General features: G+C 66.8%; 17 protein-coding genes. 16 read left to right on the plus strand and 1 reads right to left on the minus strand.

Annotated elements, in window-relative coordinates; translation table 11 throughout:
* Positions 1-9: 9 nt before the first annotated feature.
* Positions 10-903, minus strand: coding sequence for a transcriptional regulator GcvA (gene gcvA / locus B7G54_RS21310; RefSeq protein WP_085040880.1), 894 nt, complete (start codon positions 901-903; stop codon positions 10-12).
* A gap of 134 nt (positions 904-1,037) precedes the next feature.
* On the opposite strand from gcvA, the gene B7G54_RS21315 reads away from it, so the two are divergent.
* From B7G54_RS21315 to B7G54_RS21390, 16 genes are all read left to right on the plus strand, one after another.
* Positions 1,038-1,742: an SDR family oxidoreductase gene (locus B7G54_RS21315; RefSeq protein WP_034188601.1), complete on the plus strand. Its 705-nt coding sequence runs from the start codon at positions 1,038-1,040 to the stop codon at positions 1,740-1,742.
* 204 nt (positions 1,743-1,946) lie between these two features.
* Complete coding sequence (locus tag B7G54_RS21320) at positions 1,947-3,224, plus strand: epoxide hydrolase family protein (protein ID WP_085040881.1); 1,278 nt, start codon at positions 1,947-1,949, stop codon at positions 3,222-3,224.
* A gap of 421 nt (positions 3,225-3,645) precedes the next feature.
* Entirely contained in the window at positions 3,646-4,410 is a 765-nt protein-coding gene (fabI, locus tag B7G54_RS21325; RefSeq protein ID WP_085040882.1) for an enoyl-ACP reductase FabI, read from the plus strand.
* Positions 4,411-4,471: 61 nt separating this feature from the next.
* Positions 4,472-6,802, plus strand: coding sequence for a DUF3141 domain-containing protein (locus B7G54_RS21330; RefSeq protein WP_085040883.1), 2,331 nt, complete (start codon positions 4,472-4,474; stop codon positions 6,800-6,802).
* 19 nt (positions 6,803-6,821) lie between these two features.
* Positions 6,822-7,760 (plus strand): phosphate acetyltransferase, encoded by a 939-nt coding sequence (locus B7G54_RS21335; protein WP_085040884.1) that lies wholly within the window; start codon positions 6,822-6,824, stop codon positions 7,758-7,760.
* A 4-nt stretch (positions 7,761-7,764) separates the two neighbouring features.
* On the plus strand, positions 7,765-8,943 hold the full coding sequence (locus B7G54_RS21340; RefSeq protein WP_085040885.1) for an acetate/propionate family kinase: 1,179 nt from the start codon (positions 7,765-7,767) through the stop codon (positions 8,941-8,943).
* 29 nt (positions 8,944-8,972) lie between these two features.
* Positions 8,973-9,227 (plus strand): hypothetical protein, encoded by a 255-nt coding sequence (locus tag B7G54_RS39105; RefSeq protein WP_085040886.1) that lies wholly within the window; start codon positions 8,973-8,975, stop codon positions 9,225-9,227.
* A gap of 270 nt (positions 9,228-9,497) precedes the next feature.
* Positions 9,498-10,541, plus strand: coding sequence for an alpha/beta fold hydrolase (locus tag B7G54_RS21350; protein ID WP_085040887.1), 1,044 nt, complete (start codon positions 9,498-9,500; stop codon positions 10,539-10,541).
* Entirely contained in the window at positions 10,541-11,083 is a 543-nt protein-coding gene (locus tag B7G54_RS21355) for a cytochrome P460 family protein (RefSeq protein WP_085040888.1), read from the plus strand. Before B7G54_RS21350 ends, B7G54_RS21355 begins: the two co-directional genes overlap by 1 nt.
* Before the next feature lie 302 nt (positions 11,084-11,385).
* Positions 11,386-11,712, plus strand: a complete 327-nt coding sequence (locus B7G54_RS21360; RefSeq protein ID WP_085040889.1) for a DUF4148 domain-containing protein — start codon at positions 11,386-11,388, stop codon at positions 11,710-11,712.
* 79 nt (positions 11,713-11,791) lie between these two features.
* Positions 11,792-12,583 carry an alpha/beta fold hydrolase gene (locus B7G54_RS21365; protein ID WP_085041017.1) on the plus strand — a complete coding sequence of 264 codons (792 nt, stop codon included), beginning with the start codon at positions 11,792-11,794 and terminating at the stop codon, positions 12,581-12,583.
* 491 nt (positions 12,584-13,074) lie between these two features.
* Positions 13,075-13,545, plus strand: a complete 471-nt coding sequence (locus tag B7G54_RS21370; protein ID WP_085040890.1) for a rhodanese-like domain-containing protein — start codon at positions 13,075-13,077, stop codon at positions 13,543-13,545.
* Positions 13,546-13,573: 28 nt separating this feature from the next.
* On the plus strand, positions 13,574-14,512 hold the full coding sequence (gene epsC / locus B7G54_RS21375) for a serine O-acetyltransferase EpsC (protein WP_085040891.1): 939 nt from the start codon (positions 13,574-13,576) through the stop codon (positions 14,510-14,512).
* An 8-nt stretch (positions 14,513-14,520) separates the two neighbouring features.
* Positions 14,521-14,742: a helix-turn-helix domain-containing protein gene (locus tag B7G54_RS21380; RefSeq protein WP_011356215.1), complete on the plus strand. Its 222-nt coding sequence runs from the start codon at positions 14,521-14,523 to the stop codon at positions 14,740-14,742.
* Positions 14,743-14,885: 143 nt separating this feature from the next.
* On the plus strand, positions 14,886-15,818 hold the full coding sequence (locus B7G54_RS21385) for a family 2A encapsulin nanocompartment shell protein (protein ID WP_021156739.1): 933 nt from the start codon (positions 14,886-14,888) through the stop codon (positions 15,816-15,818).
* Complete coding sequence (locus B7G54_RS21390) at positions 15,793-17,793, plus strand: family 2A encapsulin nanocompartment cargo protein cysteine desulfurase (protein WP_085040892.1); 2,001 nt, start codon at positions 15,793-15,795, stop codon at positions 17,791-17,793. The genes B7G54_RS21385 and B7G54_RS21390 overlap by 26 nt, the downstream gene beginning before the upstream one ends.
* Positions 17,794-17,803: the final 10 nt, after the last annotated feature.

Raw genomic sequence — 17,803 nt, forward strand, 5'->3', positions numbered from 1 at the left:
AGGGCCTGCTCAAGGGCGCCCGTCCGACACGGCCTGTGTGGCCATCCACTCGCGCATCACGACGATTGCGTCGTCGTCGCGCCGCTCGGCCGGATACACGAGATAAAACCCCACCGACAGCGGAAACGCGAAATCGAACGGCTTGCACAGCCTGCCCGCGGCGATGTCGCGCTCGACGAGCGGATCGGTGGCGAGCGCAATGCCCTGGCCGGCGACGGCCGCATCGATCGCGAGCGACGTCTGGTTGAAGCGCAGCCCCTTGTGCGGATCGATGTCGACGGGCTCGGGCATTGCGGCGAGGAACTCGGGCCACAGGTCGTGCGCGTCGTGCAGCAGCACATGGCCCGCGAGCGCGCGCGGCGACGCGGGCGCGGCCAGCAGCGCGGGACTGCACACCGCACACACATCGAGCGGGAACAGCGCATGCGTGGCGAGATGCTTGCCGAACGGCGGCTTGCCGTAACGGATCGCGAGATCGACACCGTCGTGGCGGAACGTCGCGATCTGCGGATCGGCGATCACGCGCACGTCGTAGTCGGGATGCGCATCGGTGAACCGCGCGAGCCGCGGGATCAGCCATTTCGACGCGAACGACGGCGTCGTGCTGATCGTCAGCGCGGCGCGCCGCTTCACGAGCTTGTCGGTCGCGTCGGCGATCGCGTGCAGCGCGCGCTGCACGTCGGAGAAATACGCGGCGCCGTCGTGCGTCAGCGCGAGGCCGCGCGACAGGCGTTCGAACAGCTTCAGGCCGAGCACGTCCTCGAGGTGGCGCACCTGCTGCGCGACGGCGCCCTGCGTGACGCCGATCTCGTCGGCGGCGGCGCGGAAATTGAGGTGCCGCGCGGACACTTCGAACGCGCGGAGCGCATTCAGCGGCGGCAGGCGGGAGGGGCGAGGCGGCATCGTCAGGCTGTAGAAAAACTATCGGCTGGAGGCAGAAATACTGGTTCGACAGTCGTTATCGATGCGCCTACATTACCACCATGGCGCGCCGAACGGCGGCTGCGCGACGGCAGGAATCGAACGAGGAGCAAATCGTGACTGTAGAAAAAGTAGCGTTGATCACGGCGGCGGGCAAGGGCATGGGCGCTGCGATCGCGCGCGAACTGGCGGCGACGGGCTATCGTGTCGCACTGATGTCGCCGTCGGGCAGCGCAGTGGCGCTCGGCGAGGAACTGGGCGGCTTCGGCATCCAGGGCTCGGTGACGGAAGAAGCCGACATCGACCGGCTCGTGCAGGAAACGGTCGCGCGTTACGGCCGCATCGATGCGGTCGTCAACAACACCGGGCATCCGCCCAAGGGCGATCTGCTGGCGATCACCGACGACAACTGGCACGCAGGGCTCGACCTGATCCTGTTGAACGTGGTGCGCGTGATGCGCCGCGTGACGCCGATCTTCCAGAAGCAGGGCGGCGGCGCGGTGGTCAACATCTCGAGCTTCGCCGCGGACGCGCCCGAGCAGCCGATGCCCGTTTCGTCGGCGCTGCGCGCGGCGCTGAGCGCGTGGACGCGGCTTTACGCGGAACGCTATGCGGCCGAGAACATCCGGATGAACGCGGTGCTGCCGGGCTTCATCGACAGCTGGCCGGAAACGCCGGAGATCGTTGCGCGCATCCCGGCCGGCCGCTTCGGCAAGACCGGCGAGATCGCGAAAACGGTCGCGTTCCTGCTGTCCGACGGCGCGGGCTACATCACCGGGCAGAACATTCGCGTCGACGGCGCGATCGTCAAGGCGCTCTGAGCGTCGCGCCGGCGAGCGGCCGCACCGGCCGGCCTGCTCGCCGCGCAGCCACTACAAACGCGTACAAATCAGACAAATCCCGGATACATCAGACCTTTCAAATGGGCGACGCCGCGTGACGAGGGCGCGCCGGATTGAACGCGAAGGCGTGTTTCCCGCGCGCGGCATGTTCACTTTCCATTTCACGAAAGGAGATGCCGAACGATGTCTTCCACACCGTTTTCCCCGATGCGCCGCCACCTGCTGGCCACGTCCGTGGCCGCCGGGGTCTCGGCGATGCTGCCCACCGCGCTGCATGCGGCGGCCGGCGCCAGCGGCATACGCCCGTTCACCGCGCACATTCCCGATGAAGCCGTGGCCGACCTGCGCCGCCGCATTGCCGCGACGCGCTGGCCGGGCCGCGAGACCGTCGCCGACGAATCGCAGGGCGTGCGGCTCGCACGCATGCAGGCGCTGCTGCGTTACTGGGGTACCGACTACGACTGGCGCAAGGGCGAGGCGCGCCTGAACGGCTTTCCGATGTTCATCACGGAAATCGACGGGCTCGACATTCATTTCATTCACGTGCGTTCGCGGCACGATAACGCGATGCCGATGATCATGACGCACGGCTGGCCGGGTTCGATCTTCGAGTTGCTGAAGGCGATCGGCCCGCTGACCGACCCGACCGCGCACGGCGCGAGCGCGGACGATGCGTTCCATGTCGTCGTACCGTCGTTGCCGGGTTTCGGCTTCTCGGGCCGGCCGACGCAGACCGGCTGGGGTTCCGACCACATCGCGCGCGCGTGGGGCGAACTGATGGCCCGGCTCGGCTACACGCGCTTCGTGTCGCAGGGCGGCGATTGCGGCTCGGTGATCTCGCACCGGATGGCGATGCAGCGCGTGCAGGGCCTGGCCGGGATTCACGTGAACATGCCGGCGACGGTGCCGCCGGATATCGCGACGCTGCTCGCCACCGATTCGCCCGCACCGGCTTCGCTGTCGCCGAAGGAGAAGGCGGCGTACGAGAAGCTCGCGACGTTCTATCGCGACAACTGCGGCTACTCGGCGATGATGGTCACGCGCCCGCAGACGGTCGGCTATGCACTCGCCGATTCGCCTTCCGGGCAGGCTGCGTGGATGTTCGACAAGATCTCGCAGTGGACGTACAGCGGCGGCGTGCCCGAGCGCTCGATTCCGCGCGACGAGATTCTCGACGACATCTCGCTGTACTGGCTGACGAACACCGCGACGTCCGCCGCGCAGATCTACTGGGAGGATCACTCGAACAACTTCAACGCGGTGGATATCTCGCTGCCGGCCGCGATCACGGTGTTTCCGGGCGAGATCTACCAGGCGCCGCGCAGCTGGGCCGAGCGCAGTTATCACAACCTGATCTACTTCAACGAAGTCGACAAGGGCGGCCATTTCGCGGCATGGGAGGAGCCTGACCTGTTTGCTCGTGAAGTGCGTGCCGGGTTCCGGCCGCTGCGGCGCGTGTAAGCGAGGGAGGACTGGCGGACGCGGGCCGGCGCAGTCATGCGGCTCGCGTTCGTTTCTGTTTCATGGCGAACACACCGGCGATTTCATTTCTGTCTGCGGAAGCAATACACGCTTTCGCACACGATTGAATGACATATCGATGAAATACGCGGTTCCCGATCGAAACATTCCATCGTAATTATTTGATTTCAAAGCGATTTTGATAAAAGTCAAAAATGTCTCGCACAAATGATCTGATGTATTGAAACCCTCAATACAATGATTCGCGACCGCACATGTGTGCGGATCGATCATCCTGTCTATTGGCTCGCGGCAGAAAAGTAAATCGGCCTTTACACAGTTTCGCCCGGTGAAAAATACGACCCGAGGTTTCGCGATGACGAATGACGACGTGCGCGAGTCAGGTGTGTCTTGCAATGGCATGCGGCCGCTTGAAGGTCGAAGGGGAATCATCGTCGGATTGGCGAACGAGCAGAGCATCGCCTGGGGATGTGCGCGTGCATTTCGTGCAGCGGGTGCCGAGCTGGCCGTGACCTGGCAATCCGACCGGGCATTCCCGTACGTCGAGCCGCTGCTGGAACAGCTGAAGCCGGCGATTGCGATGCCCGTCGACGTGAGCCGGGCCGACCAGATGCGCGAGGTGTTCGACACGATCGGCGAGCAGTGGGGCGGCCTCGATTTTCTGCTGCATGCCGTTGCCTATGCTCCCAGGGACGATCTGCACGGGCGGGTCGTCGACAGTTCGCCGGAAGGGTTTGCACGCGCGATGGATACCTCCTGCCACTCGTTCATCAGGATGGCAAAACTTGCCGAGCCGTTGATGACGTCCGGCGGCAGCCTGATGGCGATGACCTACATCGGCGCCGACCAGGTCATCGCGGAGTACGGCGTGATGGGGCCGGTCAAGGCGGCGCTGGAAGCCGCCGTTCGCTACCTGGCCGTCGAACTGGGGCCGGCAGGCATTCGCGTGCATGCGGTTTCGCCCGGCGCGCTGCCCACGCGGGCGGCATCCGGGCTGCCGAACTTCGAGCATCTGCTCGACGACACAGCACGGCGCGCGCCATTGCGCCGGCCGCTCGACATCGACGACGTCGGCGCGCTGTGCACCTTTCTCGCCAGCGATGCCGCACGTGCGATGACCGGCGGCATTCACTACATCGACGCGGGGATGCACGTGCTCGGCTGACGCGAGGCGGCCGCTCCCGAAATGCGTCGAGATTCACCTTGCCCCTCTGGAGAACAGTGTTATGGATGCTGCCACGCAACTGGCGCGCAGTCATGAGATCGCCGCGGAGATTGTCCACGTCCTGCAAAAGCGCACGCAGCACGCGCTGGAACAGTACGGGAAACGGTTGAGCGAAACATTCGACGGCAGCGACGGCCACGCCCCGGGCGCCACGCCGTTCTCGCCGCTGAGCGCATGGCATTACGCGGTCGATGCCGTACAGCGCTCGCTGCTGTTCTGGGACACGCTGCGCGAGCGCGGCACGCAATACGTCGAGCGCACGGCCCAGGGGCTCAAGCCGGTGCTTCATTTCGACTACGACGTCGTGCTCGACGGCAGGCAGTTCGCACGGCCCGTCAATTACGCGCTCGTTCACATCCAGCCGCCGGACGGCGTGATCGTCGACACCGCCAAGCGGCCTTACCTGATCATCGATCCGCGTGCGGGGCATGGCCCCGGTATCGGCGGCTTCAAGGACGATTCGCAAGTCGGCGTGGCGTTGCGCGCGGGGCATCCCGTGTACTTCGTCGTGTTCTTCCAGGAGCCCGAACCCGGCCAGACGTTGCTCGACGTATGTGCGGCGGAACAGGCGTTCGTCCGCAAAGTGCGGGAGCTGCATCCGGACAGCCTCAAGCCGGCCATCGTCGGCAACTGCCAGGGCGGCTGGGCAGCCATGATGCTCGCGAGCTCGTCGGCGGACGATACGGGCCCGATCGTCATCAACGGCGCCCCGATGTCGTACTGGAGCGGTGCGTGGAGCGACGGGCCCGGCGACAACCCGATGCGCTATGCGGGCGGCATCCTCGGCGGCACCTGGCTCGCGTCGTTCTCGTCGGACCTGGGCAACGGCAAGTTCGACGGCGCCTATCTCGTGCAGAACTTCGAGAACCTGAACCCGGCGAATACGCTGTGGGACAAGTATTACCACGTGTACGACAACATCGACATCGAACCGCCGCGCTTCCTCGAGTTCGAGCGCTGGTGGGGCGGCTACTACCTGATGAACCGCGAAGAGATCGAGTGGATCACGCGCAACCTGTTCATCGGCAACAAGCTCTGGTCCGGCGAGGTGCGGGACGGGGCGGGCAAGGCGTTCGACCTGCGCGAGATCCGCTCGCCGATCATCCTGTTCGCGTCGATGGGCGACAACATCACGCCGCCGCAACAGGCGTTCAACTGGGTCGCGGACATCTACGGCAGCACGGAGGAGATCAAGTCGCGCGGGCAGGTCATCATCGGGTTGATGGAAGAGGATGTGGGGCATCTCGGCATCTTCGTGTCCGGCAAGGTCGCGAAGAAGGAGCACGCACAGATCGTCAGCGTGCTGGATGCCGTCGAAACGCTGCCGCCCGGGCTCTATGCGATGTCGATCGAGGAGGTGAAAGGCGCCGACGGGAAGGTCGCGTACGACGTCGCTTTCGCCGAGCACCGTCTCGAAGAGATCGCGCAATACTTCAACCGCTTCGGGCGCAAGGACGAACATGCGTTCGGGGCCGTCGCCGAGCTGTCCGAATTCACGCAGCGCGCGTATGAACTGTTCATGCAGCCGTTCGTGCAGCAGGCATCGAACGAGACCGCGGCGCGCCTGTTGCGCGATTGTCATCCGCTGCGCGTTCAGCGCTGGGCGTTCTCGGACCTGAATCCCTGGCTGCGCTGGCTGAAGCCGGCCGCCGATACGATCCGGGCCTATCGCCAGCCGGCTGACGATATCGAGCCGTGGCGCGCGCTCGAACGCCGCGGCTCGGACATCGTCAGCGCGTCGCTCGACTATTTCCGCGCCGTGCGCGATGCAGGCATCGAGTCGCTGTTCTTCACGCTGTACACCCAGCCGTTCATGCTTCATTTCGCGGAGCAGTATCGCGACCGTCATGCTGCTTCTTCGGTGGCGACGGATCCCCGCGACTTGCCGTTCGTGAAGGAAGCGCTCGCGTCGGTCGACCGGGGCGGCTACACCGAAGCGGTGGCGCGCGCAGCGTTTCTGCTCGAGCGCAGCGGCGAACCGTTTCCGCTCGCGCAGCTCGCGACCGAGCGTGAACTTGCCGAAACCTACGCCGAGTACCTGCCGAACCTCCCGAACGACCAGTGGCGGCGCATCTACGGCGAGCAGGAAATCATCGCGACTTACGCGCCGCAACAGGCCGTCGCCACGCTGCCGGCATTGCTTGCCCGGCCGGAAGACCGCCAGCGGCTGCTGACGTTGCTGGACAAGCTGCTGGGCGATCCGCGCGTGCAAAGCGCATCGGTGAGCGAGCACCAGTGGGCGGCCCTGCAACGCATCCGCGCGGTGCTGGGCGCGCCGCCCGCGCGGCGGCCGGCGAAGGGGCCGGCGGCGGCACTCGATCGTGTGCAGTGACGGACAGCAAGGAACCGCGATGGAAACCAGACACGAGAAATATCGCCGGCTCATCGAACACTGCCGGACGCTGGCGCCGATGCCGACGGCCGTCGCGCATCCGTGTGATCGGAGCGCGCTCGAGGGGGCGCTGGAGGCGGCGCGCAAGGGGCTGATCGAACCGATCCTGGTCGGCCCGCGTGCACGTATCGAAGCGATCGCCACGGAGTGCGGGCTGTCGATCCGCGATCATGAGATCGTCGATACGCCGTACAGCGAGGCGTCGGCAGCCGCGGCGGTGCGACTCGTCCGCGACGGCCGGGCGTGCGCACTGATGAAGGGCAGCCTGCACACCGACGAACTCATGGCCGAAGTGGTGCGGCACGATGCCGGATTGCGCACGGGCCGGCGCATCAGCCATTGCTTCGTCATGGACGTGCCCGCGCATGCCGATCCGCTGATCGTGACCGACGCGGCGATCAATATCGCGCCGACGCTCGAGGAAAAGGCCGACATCCTGCAGAACGCGATCGATCTTGCGCATGCGCTGGCATTTCCGCAGGTCTACGTGGCGATCCTGTCGGCCATGGAGACGGTCAACCCGAAAGTGCCGTCGACGCTCGAAGCCGCCGCGCTGTGCAAGATGGTGGACCGGCGGCAGATTACCGGTGCGCTCGTCGACGGTCCCCTTGCGCTCGACAACGCAATCGATCCCGAGGCCGCGCGCATCAAGCAGATCGATTCGCCGGTGGCCGGGCACGCGAACGTGCTGATGGTGCCGAACCTCGAAGCGGGCAACATGCTCGCCAAGAGCCTGTCGTTCCTGGCCGGTGCGGACGCGGCGGGGATCGTGCTCGGCGCGCGCGTGCCGGTCATCCTGACGAGTCGTGCCGATTCGTTGATCACCCGGCTGGCTTCATGCGCGGTCGCGATGCTCGTCGCGAACGCGCAGCGCGAAGCGGCCACGCGGGCAGGGTGACGCCATGGCAGACGTGATTCTGGTGTTGAATGCAGGCTCGTCGAGCATCAAGTTTTCCGCATTCGACGTGCAGGGCGACACGCTCGGGCTGATCGTGCACGGTGAGGTCGACGGCCTGTATACGGCCGCCGCGCACTTCAGCGCCGTCGACCATCACGCGGAACGTCACGAGCGGCAATGGGCCGGCGGCGATACGTTCGGCCATCGCGAAGGGCTCGAGCAGATCGCCGCGTTCCTGGAGGATCACCGGGAAGGGCACCGTCTCGCGGCGGTGGGCCATCGCGTCGTGCACGGCGGGCAACGCTTCAGCGGCCCGGTGCGCGTCACGCCCGAGATCGTGGCCGAGCTGGAGAAGCTCACCCCGCTCGCGCCGTTGCATCAACCGCACAACCTGACGCCCATTCGCATCCTCGAAGCGGTGCAGCCCGGTATCGAGCAGGTGGCCTGCTTCGACACGGCGTTCCATTGCACGCAGCCCGCGGTGAGCCAGGCGTTCGCGCTGCCCGCGTCGATCACCAGCCGGGGCGTGCGCCGCTACGGCTTCCACGGGCTCTCGTACGAGTACATCGCGAGCGTGCTGCCCGACGTCGCGCCACCGGCGGCGCGCGGGCGCACGGTCGTCGCCCACCTCGGCAACGGCGCGAGCATGTGTGCGCTCGTGGCAGGCAGGAGCGTCGCGAGCACGATGGGGTTCACGGCGGTCGACGGACTGCCGATGGGCACGCGATGCGGCAACCTGGATCCGGGCGTCGTGATCTACCTGATGGAAGAACTCGGGATGGACGTGCGCGCCGTCGAGGATCTGCTGTATCGCCGCTCCGGGTTGCTCGGGGTGTCCGGCATATCGAGCGACATGCGGACTTTGCTCGCGAGCGACGACCCGCACGCACGCTTCGCGATCGAGCTGTACATCTACCGCATATCGCGCGAGCTCGGTTCGCTCGCCGCCGCCATGGAGGGCATCGACGCCATCGTTTTCACGGCGGGGATCGGCGAGCATGCGGCGGCGATTCGTGAGGGCGTGCTGCGCCGTGCGGCCTGGCTCGGCGCCGAGATCGACGTCGAAGCGAACGGTGCCGGCGGGCCGCTGATCACGACGGCATCGAGCCGCGTACCGGCGTGGGTGATCCCGACCAACGAAGAACTGATGATCGCGCACCATACGCGCCGGCTGATCCGGTGACGGACGGACGAACAAGGAAAGGAGCCGCCATGGCCGAACTGTTGCTGATCAATGTCGAGGAACACGCACGCGACGACGAGGTCGGTGCGTTCCTGAATCAGTATGGATTCCCGCTGTTCGATTCGATCGAGCGCGTGCCGGCCGGAATTGGCAATCCCGTCGCGTTGCTCAGGTTCACTACGCTGTCGTCGGTGGCGCTCTACTCGCTGCGCGCGCGGATCGACCACATATCGTGGCGGGGCCGGTCGATCCGTGCGCATATCCTGCCCGATCGGAAGGATTGAACGGCGTCGTGCGTCAGCGTGGGGCGAGCGGTGAATGCGGGCTGGCTCCCCTGCAAATACGCGTCTCCAGCCCGTTTTTTGAATCGCCGTGTGTCGTGTTCGCACACGGATACGTTGGGATACAAAGCCTCCTGAGGGTTCGGGTATAAATCCGGTGAAGCGATTCACACGGCGGCGCGGTGCCAAGCGCCGCCGCTGCGAACGGTGGTACCCGTCTGCCCGCACGTGCCGCGGGCCCCTTCCTTAGCGACCGACAATGGAGAACGAGTCATGCCTGATACCGTGAACACCCGCCGCCGCCTGATCCTGGGTACGACGCTGGCGAGCCTGAGCCTCGCCGACCTCGGATTCAGCGCCCTGGCGCATGCGCAATCGGCGCCCGATGCACTGGCGGCGAAACGCGCGGCCGGCTTCGCGTCGCTGGGCACGATCCACCAGATCGACGCGGGCGTGCTCAACGTCGGGTATGCGGACCTCGGGCCGAAGAACGGCCCCGTCGTGTTCCTGCTGCACGGCTGGCCGTACGACATCTACAGCTATGCGGAAGTCGCGCCGCTGCTCGTCGCGGCCGGCTATCGCGTGATCGTGCCGTACCTGCGCGGTTACGGGTCGACGACGTTCCGCTCGGCCGACACGGTGCGCAACGGCCAGCAGGCGGTGACGGCCGTCGACATCGTCGCGCTGATGGATGCGCTGAAGATCGACCGCGCGGTGTTCGGCGGCTACGACTGGGGCGCGCGCACGGCCGACATCATCGCGGCGCTGTGGCCGCAGCGCGTGAAGGCGCTGGTGTCGGTGAGCGGCTACCTGATCGGCAGCCAGGCGGCGAACGCCAAGCCGCTGCCGCCGCAGGCCGAATTCCAGTGGTGGTATCAGTTCTACTTCACGACCGAGCGCGGCGCGCTGGGCTACGCGGCGAACCGCGATGCATTCAACAAGCTGATCTGGCAACTCGCGTCGCCGAAGTGGCAGTTCTCCGACGAAACCTATGCACGCTCGGCCGCGTCGTTCCAGAACCCCGATCACGTGGCCGTCGTGATCCACAACTATCGCTGGCGCCTCGGGCTCGCGAAGGGCGAGGCGCAATACGACGACATCGAGCGGCGCCTGGCCGCCGGGCCCGCGATCACGGTGCCGACGATCACGATGGAAGGCGACGCGAACGGTGCGCCGCATCCGGAGCCGGCCGCGTACGCGAAGAAGTTCACCGGCAAGTACCAGCACCGGACGATTACCGGCGGCATCGGCCACAACCTGCCGCAGGAAGCACCGCAGGCGTTCGCGGATGCGATCCTGCAAGTGGAGCACCTGTGATGCGGGCTCGCGTGGATGGGGTGCGCCGCGGTGCGAGCCGTGCGTTCGTCGCGGGCGTGCTGCTGGCCGGCGCGTGGTCGGCGAGCGGCCCGGCCGCGTTCGCGGAGCAGTCGAAGCCGGCCGCGGCCGCGTCGCCGATCTACGGCGTGACGATCCCGCCCGGCTACCGGAAGTGGGAAATGGTGGCGCCGGCAGAGGAAGCCGCGCCGCTCGATGAACTACGTGTGGTGCTCGGCAACCCTGTCGCGATCCGTGCGCTCGAAAAGGCGACGCTGCCGTTCCCGGACGGCACGATCCTCGTGAAGCTTGCGTACAAGCGCAAGCAGTCCGACGAGTTCGCGCCGGCGACGGTGCCGGGCCAGGCGACGACCGTGCAGGTGATGGTGAAGGACTCGCGCCGCTATGCGTCGACGGGCGGCTGGGGTTTCGGGCGCTTCGTCAACGGCGTGCCGGCCGATATCGGCCAGCATCAGACGTGCTTTGCGTGCCACCAGGCGCGTGTGAAGAATCACGACTACGTGTTCACGCGGCTCGCGCCGTGACGTGCGCGGTTCGATGTGTCCGACGCAAAGGCGTGCCGTGTGTGGCACGCCTTTTTTCATGATGGGGGGGCTTCGGGGGAGCACTTCGGCGGACAGGTCGTGAACGATGCGGTAGCCGGGTGTGTATCGCACTGTATCTGCGGCCGTTCCTGAAAAACTGGCATGCAGAAAGTACCGATTCTGGAAACATGGCAGATACGTGCACGGGTTCTACTGTCGACATGCAGGAAACGTTCGATGCCAGACGATCTGGATCGGATGCCGAATGATCGACCGACCTACTTCCTTCAAGGAGAACCTTCATGAAAGCCGCTCGAATCCTCGCCGTTGCCGTCCTCGCCGCTGTTCCCGCATTGTCGTTCGCCGATACCGGCCATGGCCTGACGCGTGCCGACGTGCGCGCCGAACTCGCCCGCCTGGAACAGGCCGGCTACAACCCGGCCCGCAGCGAGCCGCACTACCCGGAAGACATCGCCGCCGCGCTGCAGGTCGCGCGATCCGACCAGAACGGCCCGTCGAAGTCGCAAGGCGACAACGTGGCCGATGCGTCGACGCCCGCCAGCCATCGTGGCGCCGCACAAGGACGCGCCGCGCAGAACGCCGCCGACGACCTGTACGCCCATTCGTGATCCGGTGCCGCGCCTGCTGCATGGAGGCGCGGCCGCCAATGCAGCACTTCATTTGAACAACACAGCAAGGAGCATGACGATGGCCGGTTTGATGAAACGCGTTCTGGTGTCCGCCGCGGTGATCGGCGGACTGTTCGGTGCGGTCGCGGCGCAGGCCGCGCCGAAGGACGACCTCAAGGGCACGAACGTCGTGCTCGTGCACGGCGCGTTCGCCGACGGGTCGAGCTGGAACCGCGTGATTCCGCTGCTCGAGGCGCGCGGGCTGCACGTGGTGTCGGTGCAGAATCCGCTGAGCTCGCTCGCCGACGACGCGGCCGCGACGAAGCGCGCGATCGACGAGCAGAAGGGGCCGGTCGTGCTGGTCGGCCATTCGTGGGCCGGCGTCGTGATCAGCGATGCGGGTAACGACGACAAGGTGAAGTCGCTCGTGTACGTCGCCGCGTTCGCGCCCGACAACGGCCAGTCGATCGCCGACGTCACGCAGGGGCTGCCGGCGCCCGCCTGGGCCGGTGAACTGCGCAAGGACGCGGGCGGTTTCGCCACGCTGTCGGACAAGGCGATCGCGCAGGATTTCGCGCCGGACCTGCCGCCTGCGCAGCAGCGCATCGTTGCGGCGACCCAGGGGCCGTGGTACGGCGGTTGCATCTCGGAGAAGGTCACGCAGGCCGCATGGCATGCGAAGCCGTCGACGTTCGTTGTCGCGACGCAGGACAAGATGATCGACCCGACGCTGCAGGAAGCGATGGCGAAGCGGATCGGCGCGACGGTCACGCGCGTGAACGGCAGCCATGTCGCGATGCTGAGCCAGCCGAAGGCGGTGGCCGACGCGATCATCGCAGCGGCCGAACGCGCGAAGCAGGACGCGCAGTGAGTGAACGCGGCGCCGTGCGGCGCCGCGAATCGCGCACCTGCGCGACGTCGACGGTCAGCAGCTCAACTGAATCGTGGCTACCGTCGGAATGTTGGTATTCCCGTCCGAAACACCAGGCATGACGGAAATGTGACCTGGGTGGACGTTGGCGACGCACGAGAAACCGACACTCGTGTTGTCGAGATTGAGTCGGGCGACTTGTCCCGACGTGCAGCACGTCATGTCGCGATCATCCTGATTCCCCATCCGCTATCTCGCGCTCCGTGCGACGGTCTCCGGCCGTCGCGAAGCGCGACGAATCCATTCGCTCGTTCACGCTCCTCCGCCATTGCATTCCTCCCTCCGCTGATTAGGAAATGAATTTTTATTGGTTCTGCTTGCGTGGCCGCACTCGCATAGTGGCGCTGACGGCTATAGACAGCACGCAAGCTGCAACGGCCGCATTCCCGGTGTTTTTTGATCATACGAATCAACGAAAACAAGGACGTGTCATGACGGTTGCATTGGAAGAACGAACCGCCGCGCAGCAGGCGCTCGACGACGCGCGTGCGGCTGCGGCAGCGGCCGGCACGCCCTACGCGGGCGGCGTCGCGCCGCAAGCCGCGTGGGCGCTGTTCTCGTCCGGCGATGCGTTGCTGGTGGACGTGCGCACGGCCGAGGAGCGGAAATTCGTCGGCCACGTGCCGGCGTCGCTGCATGTGCCGTGGGCGACGGGCACGAGCCTGACGCGCAACCCGCGCTTCGTGCGGGAGCTGGAAGCGAAGACCGGCAAGGACGCCGTCGTGCTGCTGCTGTGCCGTAGCGGCAACCGCTCCGCGCAGGCGGCGGAAGCCGCGGCGAAGGGCGGCTTCACGCAGGTATTCAACGTGCTCGAAGGGTTCGAGGGCGACCTCGACGAACGGCAGCATCGCGGCGGCAGCAATGGCTGGCGCTTTCGCGGCCTGCCGTGGGCACAGGACTGATTCACGGCCGTTACAGGGAGAAAGCAGCATGGCCGCATTCGACATCGACGACATCGTTCAATCGCTGCAAAGCGTGCGCCGCGCGTGGCGCGAGAAGCAGCGGCGCTCGCTCGAACCGGGCGGGCGCGACCTGCCGGCGCGCGAGGCACTCGCCCAGATCGTCGGCGCGCTGAAGGGCGTGCTGTTCCCGATGCGGCTCGGGCCGCCCGACCTGCGCCAGGAGAGCGAGAATTTCCACGTGGCCCATGCGCTCGATACGGCGCTGAACGCGCTGCTCGCGCAGGTGAAGCTGGAATTGCGCTACGCGGCGCGGCAGCGCAATGCCGACGGGCTGGTCGACAACGTCGATGACGTCGCGTCGACGGCCGTGCAGGCATTCGCCGCACGCTTGCCCGAGATCCGCCGGCTGCTCGACAGCGACGTGCTGGCCGCATTCCACGGCGATCCGGCGGCCGGCAGCGTCGACGAGGTGCTGCTGTGCTACCCGGGCATCCTCGCGATGATCCACCACCGGCTCGCACACGAACTGTACGGGCTCGGCCTGCCGCTGCTCGCGCGGATCATCGCCGAGCAGGCGCACGCGGAGACGGGCATCGATATTCATCCGGGGGCGCGCATCGGCGCGGGCTTCTTCATCGACCATGGCACCGGCGTCGTGATCGGCGAGACGGCAATCATCGGCGAGCGCGTGCGCGTGTACCAGGCCGTCACGCTCGGCGCGAAGCGCTTTCCGCGCGATGCGGCCGGCCATCTGGAGAAGGGGCTCGCCCGCCATCCGATCGTCGAGGACGACGTGGTGATCTATGCAGGCGCAACGATCCTCGGCCGCGTGACGATCGGGCGCGGCGCGGTGATCGGCGGCAACGTTTGGCTCACGCAGGACGTGCCGGCCGGCGCAAACATCACGCAGGCCGTGCTGCGCAGCGAAGCGAACGTTGCGCCGCGCGCGGCGGCTTCCGTCGCATAGGGGGCGTGATGAGTGACCTCATCCATCACTTCGGCGCCAACGTGCGCAAGCTGCGCGAAGCGCGCACGTGGTCGCAGGAGCAGCTGGCCGAGCATGCGGGGCTGAACCGTTCGTATGTCGGCGAGATCGAGCGCGGCGAGGCGATCGCGTCGATCGTCACGGCCGACAAGATCGCACGCGCATTCGACGTGTCGATCTCGACGCTGCTGCCGGGCGCGTACGTCACCTGAGGCCGCTTCGTTTCGTTTCCTTTCCTTTTCGATTGCACGCGACATGACGGCTATAGCATGTTGAGCCGGCAGGTGCGTGCTTCCGATAATCACCGAGCGTCATAAGCAATCCCGTTTTTCATCTTAAGAACCCGGAGCCACACATGTCGACCGTTGCAAGCGGCACGGCCGCGCTGAGCGATCACGCCGCCCGCCAACTAGCGAACGCTACCAAGACCGTCCCCCAGCTTTCCACGATCACGCCGCGCTGGCTGACCCATCTGCTGCAATGGGTGCCGGTCGAGGCCGGCATCTATCGCCTGAACCAGGTGAAGAACCCGGAAGCCGTGCGCGCCGCGTGCACGCAGCTCGAGGACGAAAGCGTGCTGCCGCAGACTTTCGTGCCGTATGAGGAACAGCCGCGCGAGTATTTCCTGAACGCGGTGAGTACGGTGCTCGACGTGCATACGCGGATCTCCGATCTTTACAGCAGTCCTCACGACCAGATCAAGGAACAGCTGCGCCTGACGATCGAGACGATCAAGGAGCTGCAGGAAAGCCAGCTGATCAACAACCCCGACTACGGGCTGCTGGCCAATGTGACCGACGACCAGCGGATCTTCCCGCTGACGGGCGCGCCGACGCCGGACGATCTCGACGAGTTGCTGACCAAGGTGTGGAAGGAACCCGCGTTCTTCCTCACGCACCCGCTCGCGATCGCCGCATTCGGCCGCGAATGCACGCGGCGCGGCGTGCCGCCGCCGACGGTCAGCCTGTTCGGCTCGCAGTTCCTCACGTGGCGCGGCATTCCGTTGATCCCGTCGGACAAGGTGCCGGTCGCGGACGGCAAGACCAAGATCCTGCTGCTGCGCGTCGGCGACAAGCGGCAGGGCGTCGTCGGTCTCTATCAGCCGGGCGTCGCGGGTGAGCAGGGCCCGGGCCTGTCGGTGCGCTTCATGGGGATCAACAACCAGGCGATCGCGTCGTACCTGATCTCGCTGTATTGCTCGCTCGCGGTCCATTCGCCGGATGCGCTGGCTGTCCTCGATGACGTCGAAATCGCCAAGTTCCATGACTATCCCGACACCTACCGTTAATCCCGGCCTGGCCGGCGGCGACGCGCACGCGCTGCCGCACGCGCCGCTGCCGGCCGGCTTGCCCGATCCCGCGACGCTTGCGCGGCTCGCGTCCGAATTCTTCTCGACGCCGCCCGGGCAGGCCACCGCGCCCGGGGTGTCGGCAGGCAGCGGTGCAGTGGGCGGCGTGCCGTCGGCATTGCCGGCCGCCGCGCCGATCCTCGCGTCGGTGAGCAACCCGGTACCGGGCGGTTCGCCGCTCGCGGGGCCGGGCGGCGCGGGTACCGGCGTGCCGGGCCTCGCGCTCCCGCAAGGGAAAGTGCCCGGCGCGAACCTTGCGCCGTCCGCACCGACGCACGTGCTGTCGCTCGGCAACCGCGCACCCGCGCTCGCACCGCATGCAGCCGCGCAGAACGGGCTGCCCGACCAGGTCGTGTCGATTGCACCTGCGCTCGAACCGCGCGTCGGCGGCGCGGCGCTCGGCGTGCCGCAGGTGAATGCGCCGGCACCGGAAGGCGCGGCGAAGGCCGCGCCGTACTACTTCACCGACGGTTCGCTGCAGGGCTGGCAGGCGACGCCGCAGGACATCGTCGTGCCGTCGAACGGCCTCGCATCGCCGGAAGCGTTCGGGCTGCCGGGCGACGAGGCGTTGCGCGAACTGCTCGCCGTGCATCGCGATGTGCCGGTGTCGCGCGCGCCGGGCACCGACGTGCCGCGCTACTTCATCGACGATGCGCACGCAGCCGAGCCGCAAGGCCAGGTGCATCGCGGCGCGCACCCGCCGTTCGACGTGAACGCGATCCGCCGCGATTTCCCGATCCTGCAGGAGCGCGTGAACGGCAAGCAGCTCGTGTGGTTCGACAATGCGGCGACGACGCACAAGCCGCAGGCCGTGATCGATCGGCTCGCATATTTCTATGCGCACGAGAACTCGAACATCCACCGCGCCGCGCATGCGCTGGCCGGCCGCGCGACGGATGCGTACGAGCACGCACGGGACACCGTGCGGCGCTTCATCGGCGCATCGTCGCCCGATGAAATCGTGTTCGTGCGCGGCACGACCGAGGCGATCAACCTGATCGCGAAGACGTGGGGCGTGCAGAACGTCGGCGAAGGCGACGAGATCGTCGTGTCGCATCTCGAGCATCACGCGAACATCGTGCCGTGGCAGCAGCTTGCCGCGCAGAAAGGCGCGAAGCTGCGCGTGATTCCGGTCGACGATTCGGGGCAGGTGCTGCTCGACGAATACCGGAAGCTGCTCAACGACCGCACGAAGATCGTGTCCGTCACGCAGGTGTCGAACGCGCTCGGCACGGTCGTGCCGGTGAAGGAGATCGTCGAGCTCGCGCATCGCGCCGGCGCGAAGGCGCTCGTCGACGGCGCGCAGTCGATCTCGCACATGCGCGTGGACGTGCAGGCGCTCGATGCGGATTTCTTCGTGTTCTCCGGGCACAAGATCTACGGGCCGACCGGGATCGGCGTCGTGTACGGCAAGCGCGCGATCCTCGACGACATGCCGCCCTGGCAGGGCGGCGGCAACATGATCGCGGACGTGACGTTCGAGCGCACGGTGTTCCAGCCGCCGCCGAACCGGTTCGAGGCCGGCACCGGCAACATCGCGGATGCGGTGGGGTTGGGGGCTGCGCTCGACTACGTGAACCGGGTCGGCATCGAGAACATCGCGCGCTACGAGCACGACCTGCTCGCGTATGCGACGAGCGTGCTCGCGCCGGTGCCGGGCGTGCGGCTCGTCGGCACCGCGCGAGACAAGGCCAGCGTGCTGTCGTTCGTGCTGAAGGGTTACGAGACCGAAGAAGTCGGGCAGGCGCTGAACGAAGAGGGTATCGCGGTGCGCTCGGGGCATCACTGCGCGCAGCCGATCCTGCGGCGTTTCGGGCTCGAGGCCACGGTGCGGCCGTCGCTCGCGTTCTACAACACGTGCGACGAAGTCGATGCGCTGGTGAGCGTCGTGCGGCGGCTGGCGACGCGGCGCTGACGTCGTTCGC

The sequence above is a fragment of the Burkholderia puraquae genome, from assembly GCF_002099195.1.
GTDB lineage: Bacteria > Pseudomonadota > Gammaproteobacteria > Burkholderiales > Burkholderiaceae > Burkholderia > Burkholderia puraquae.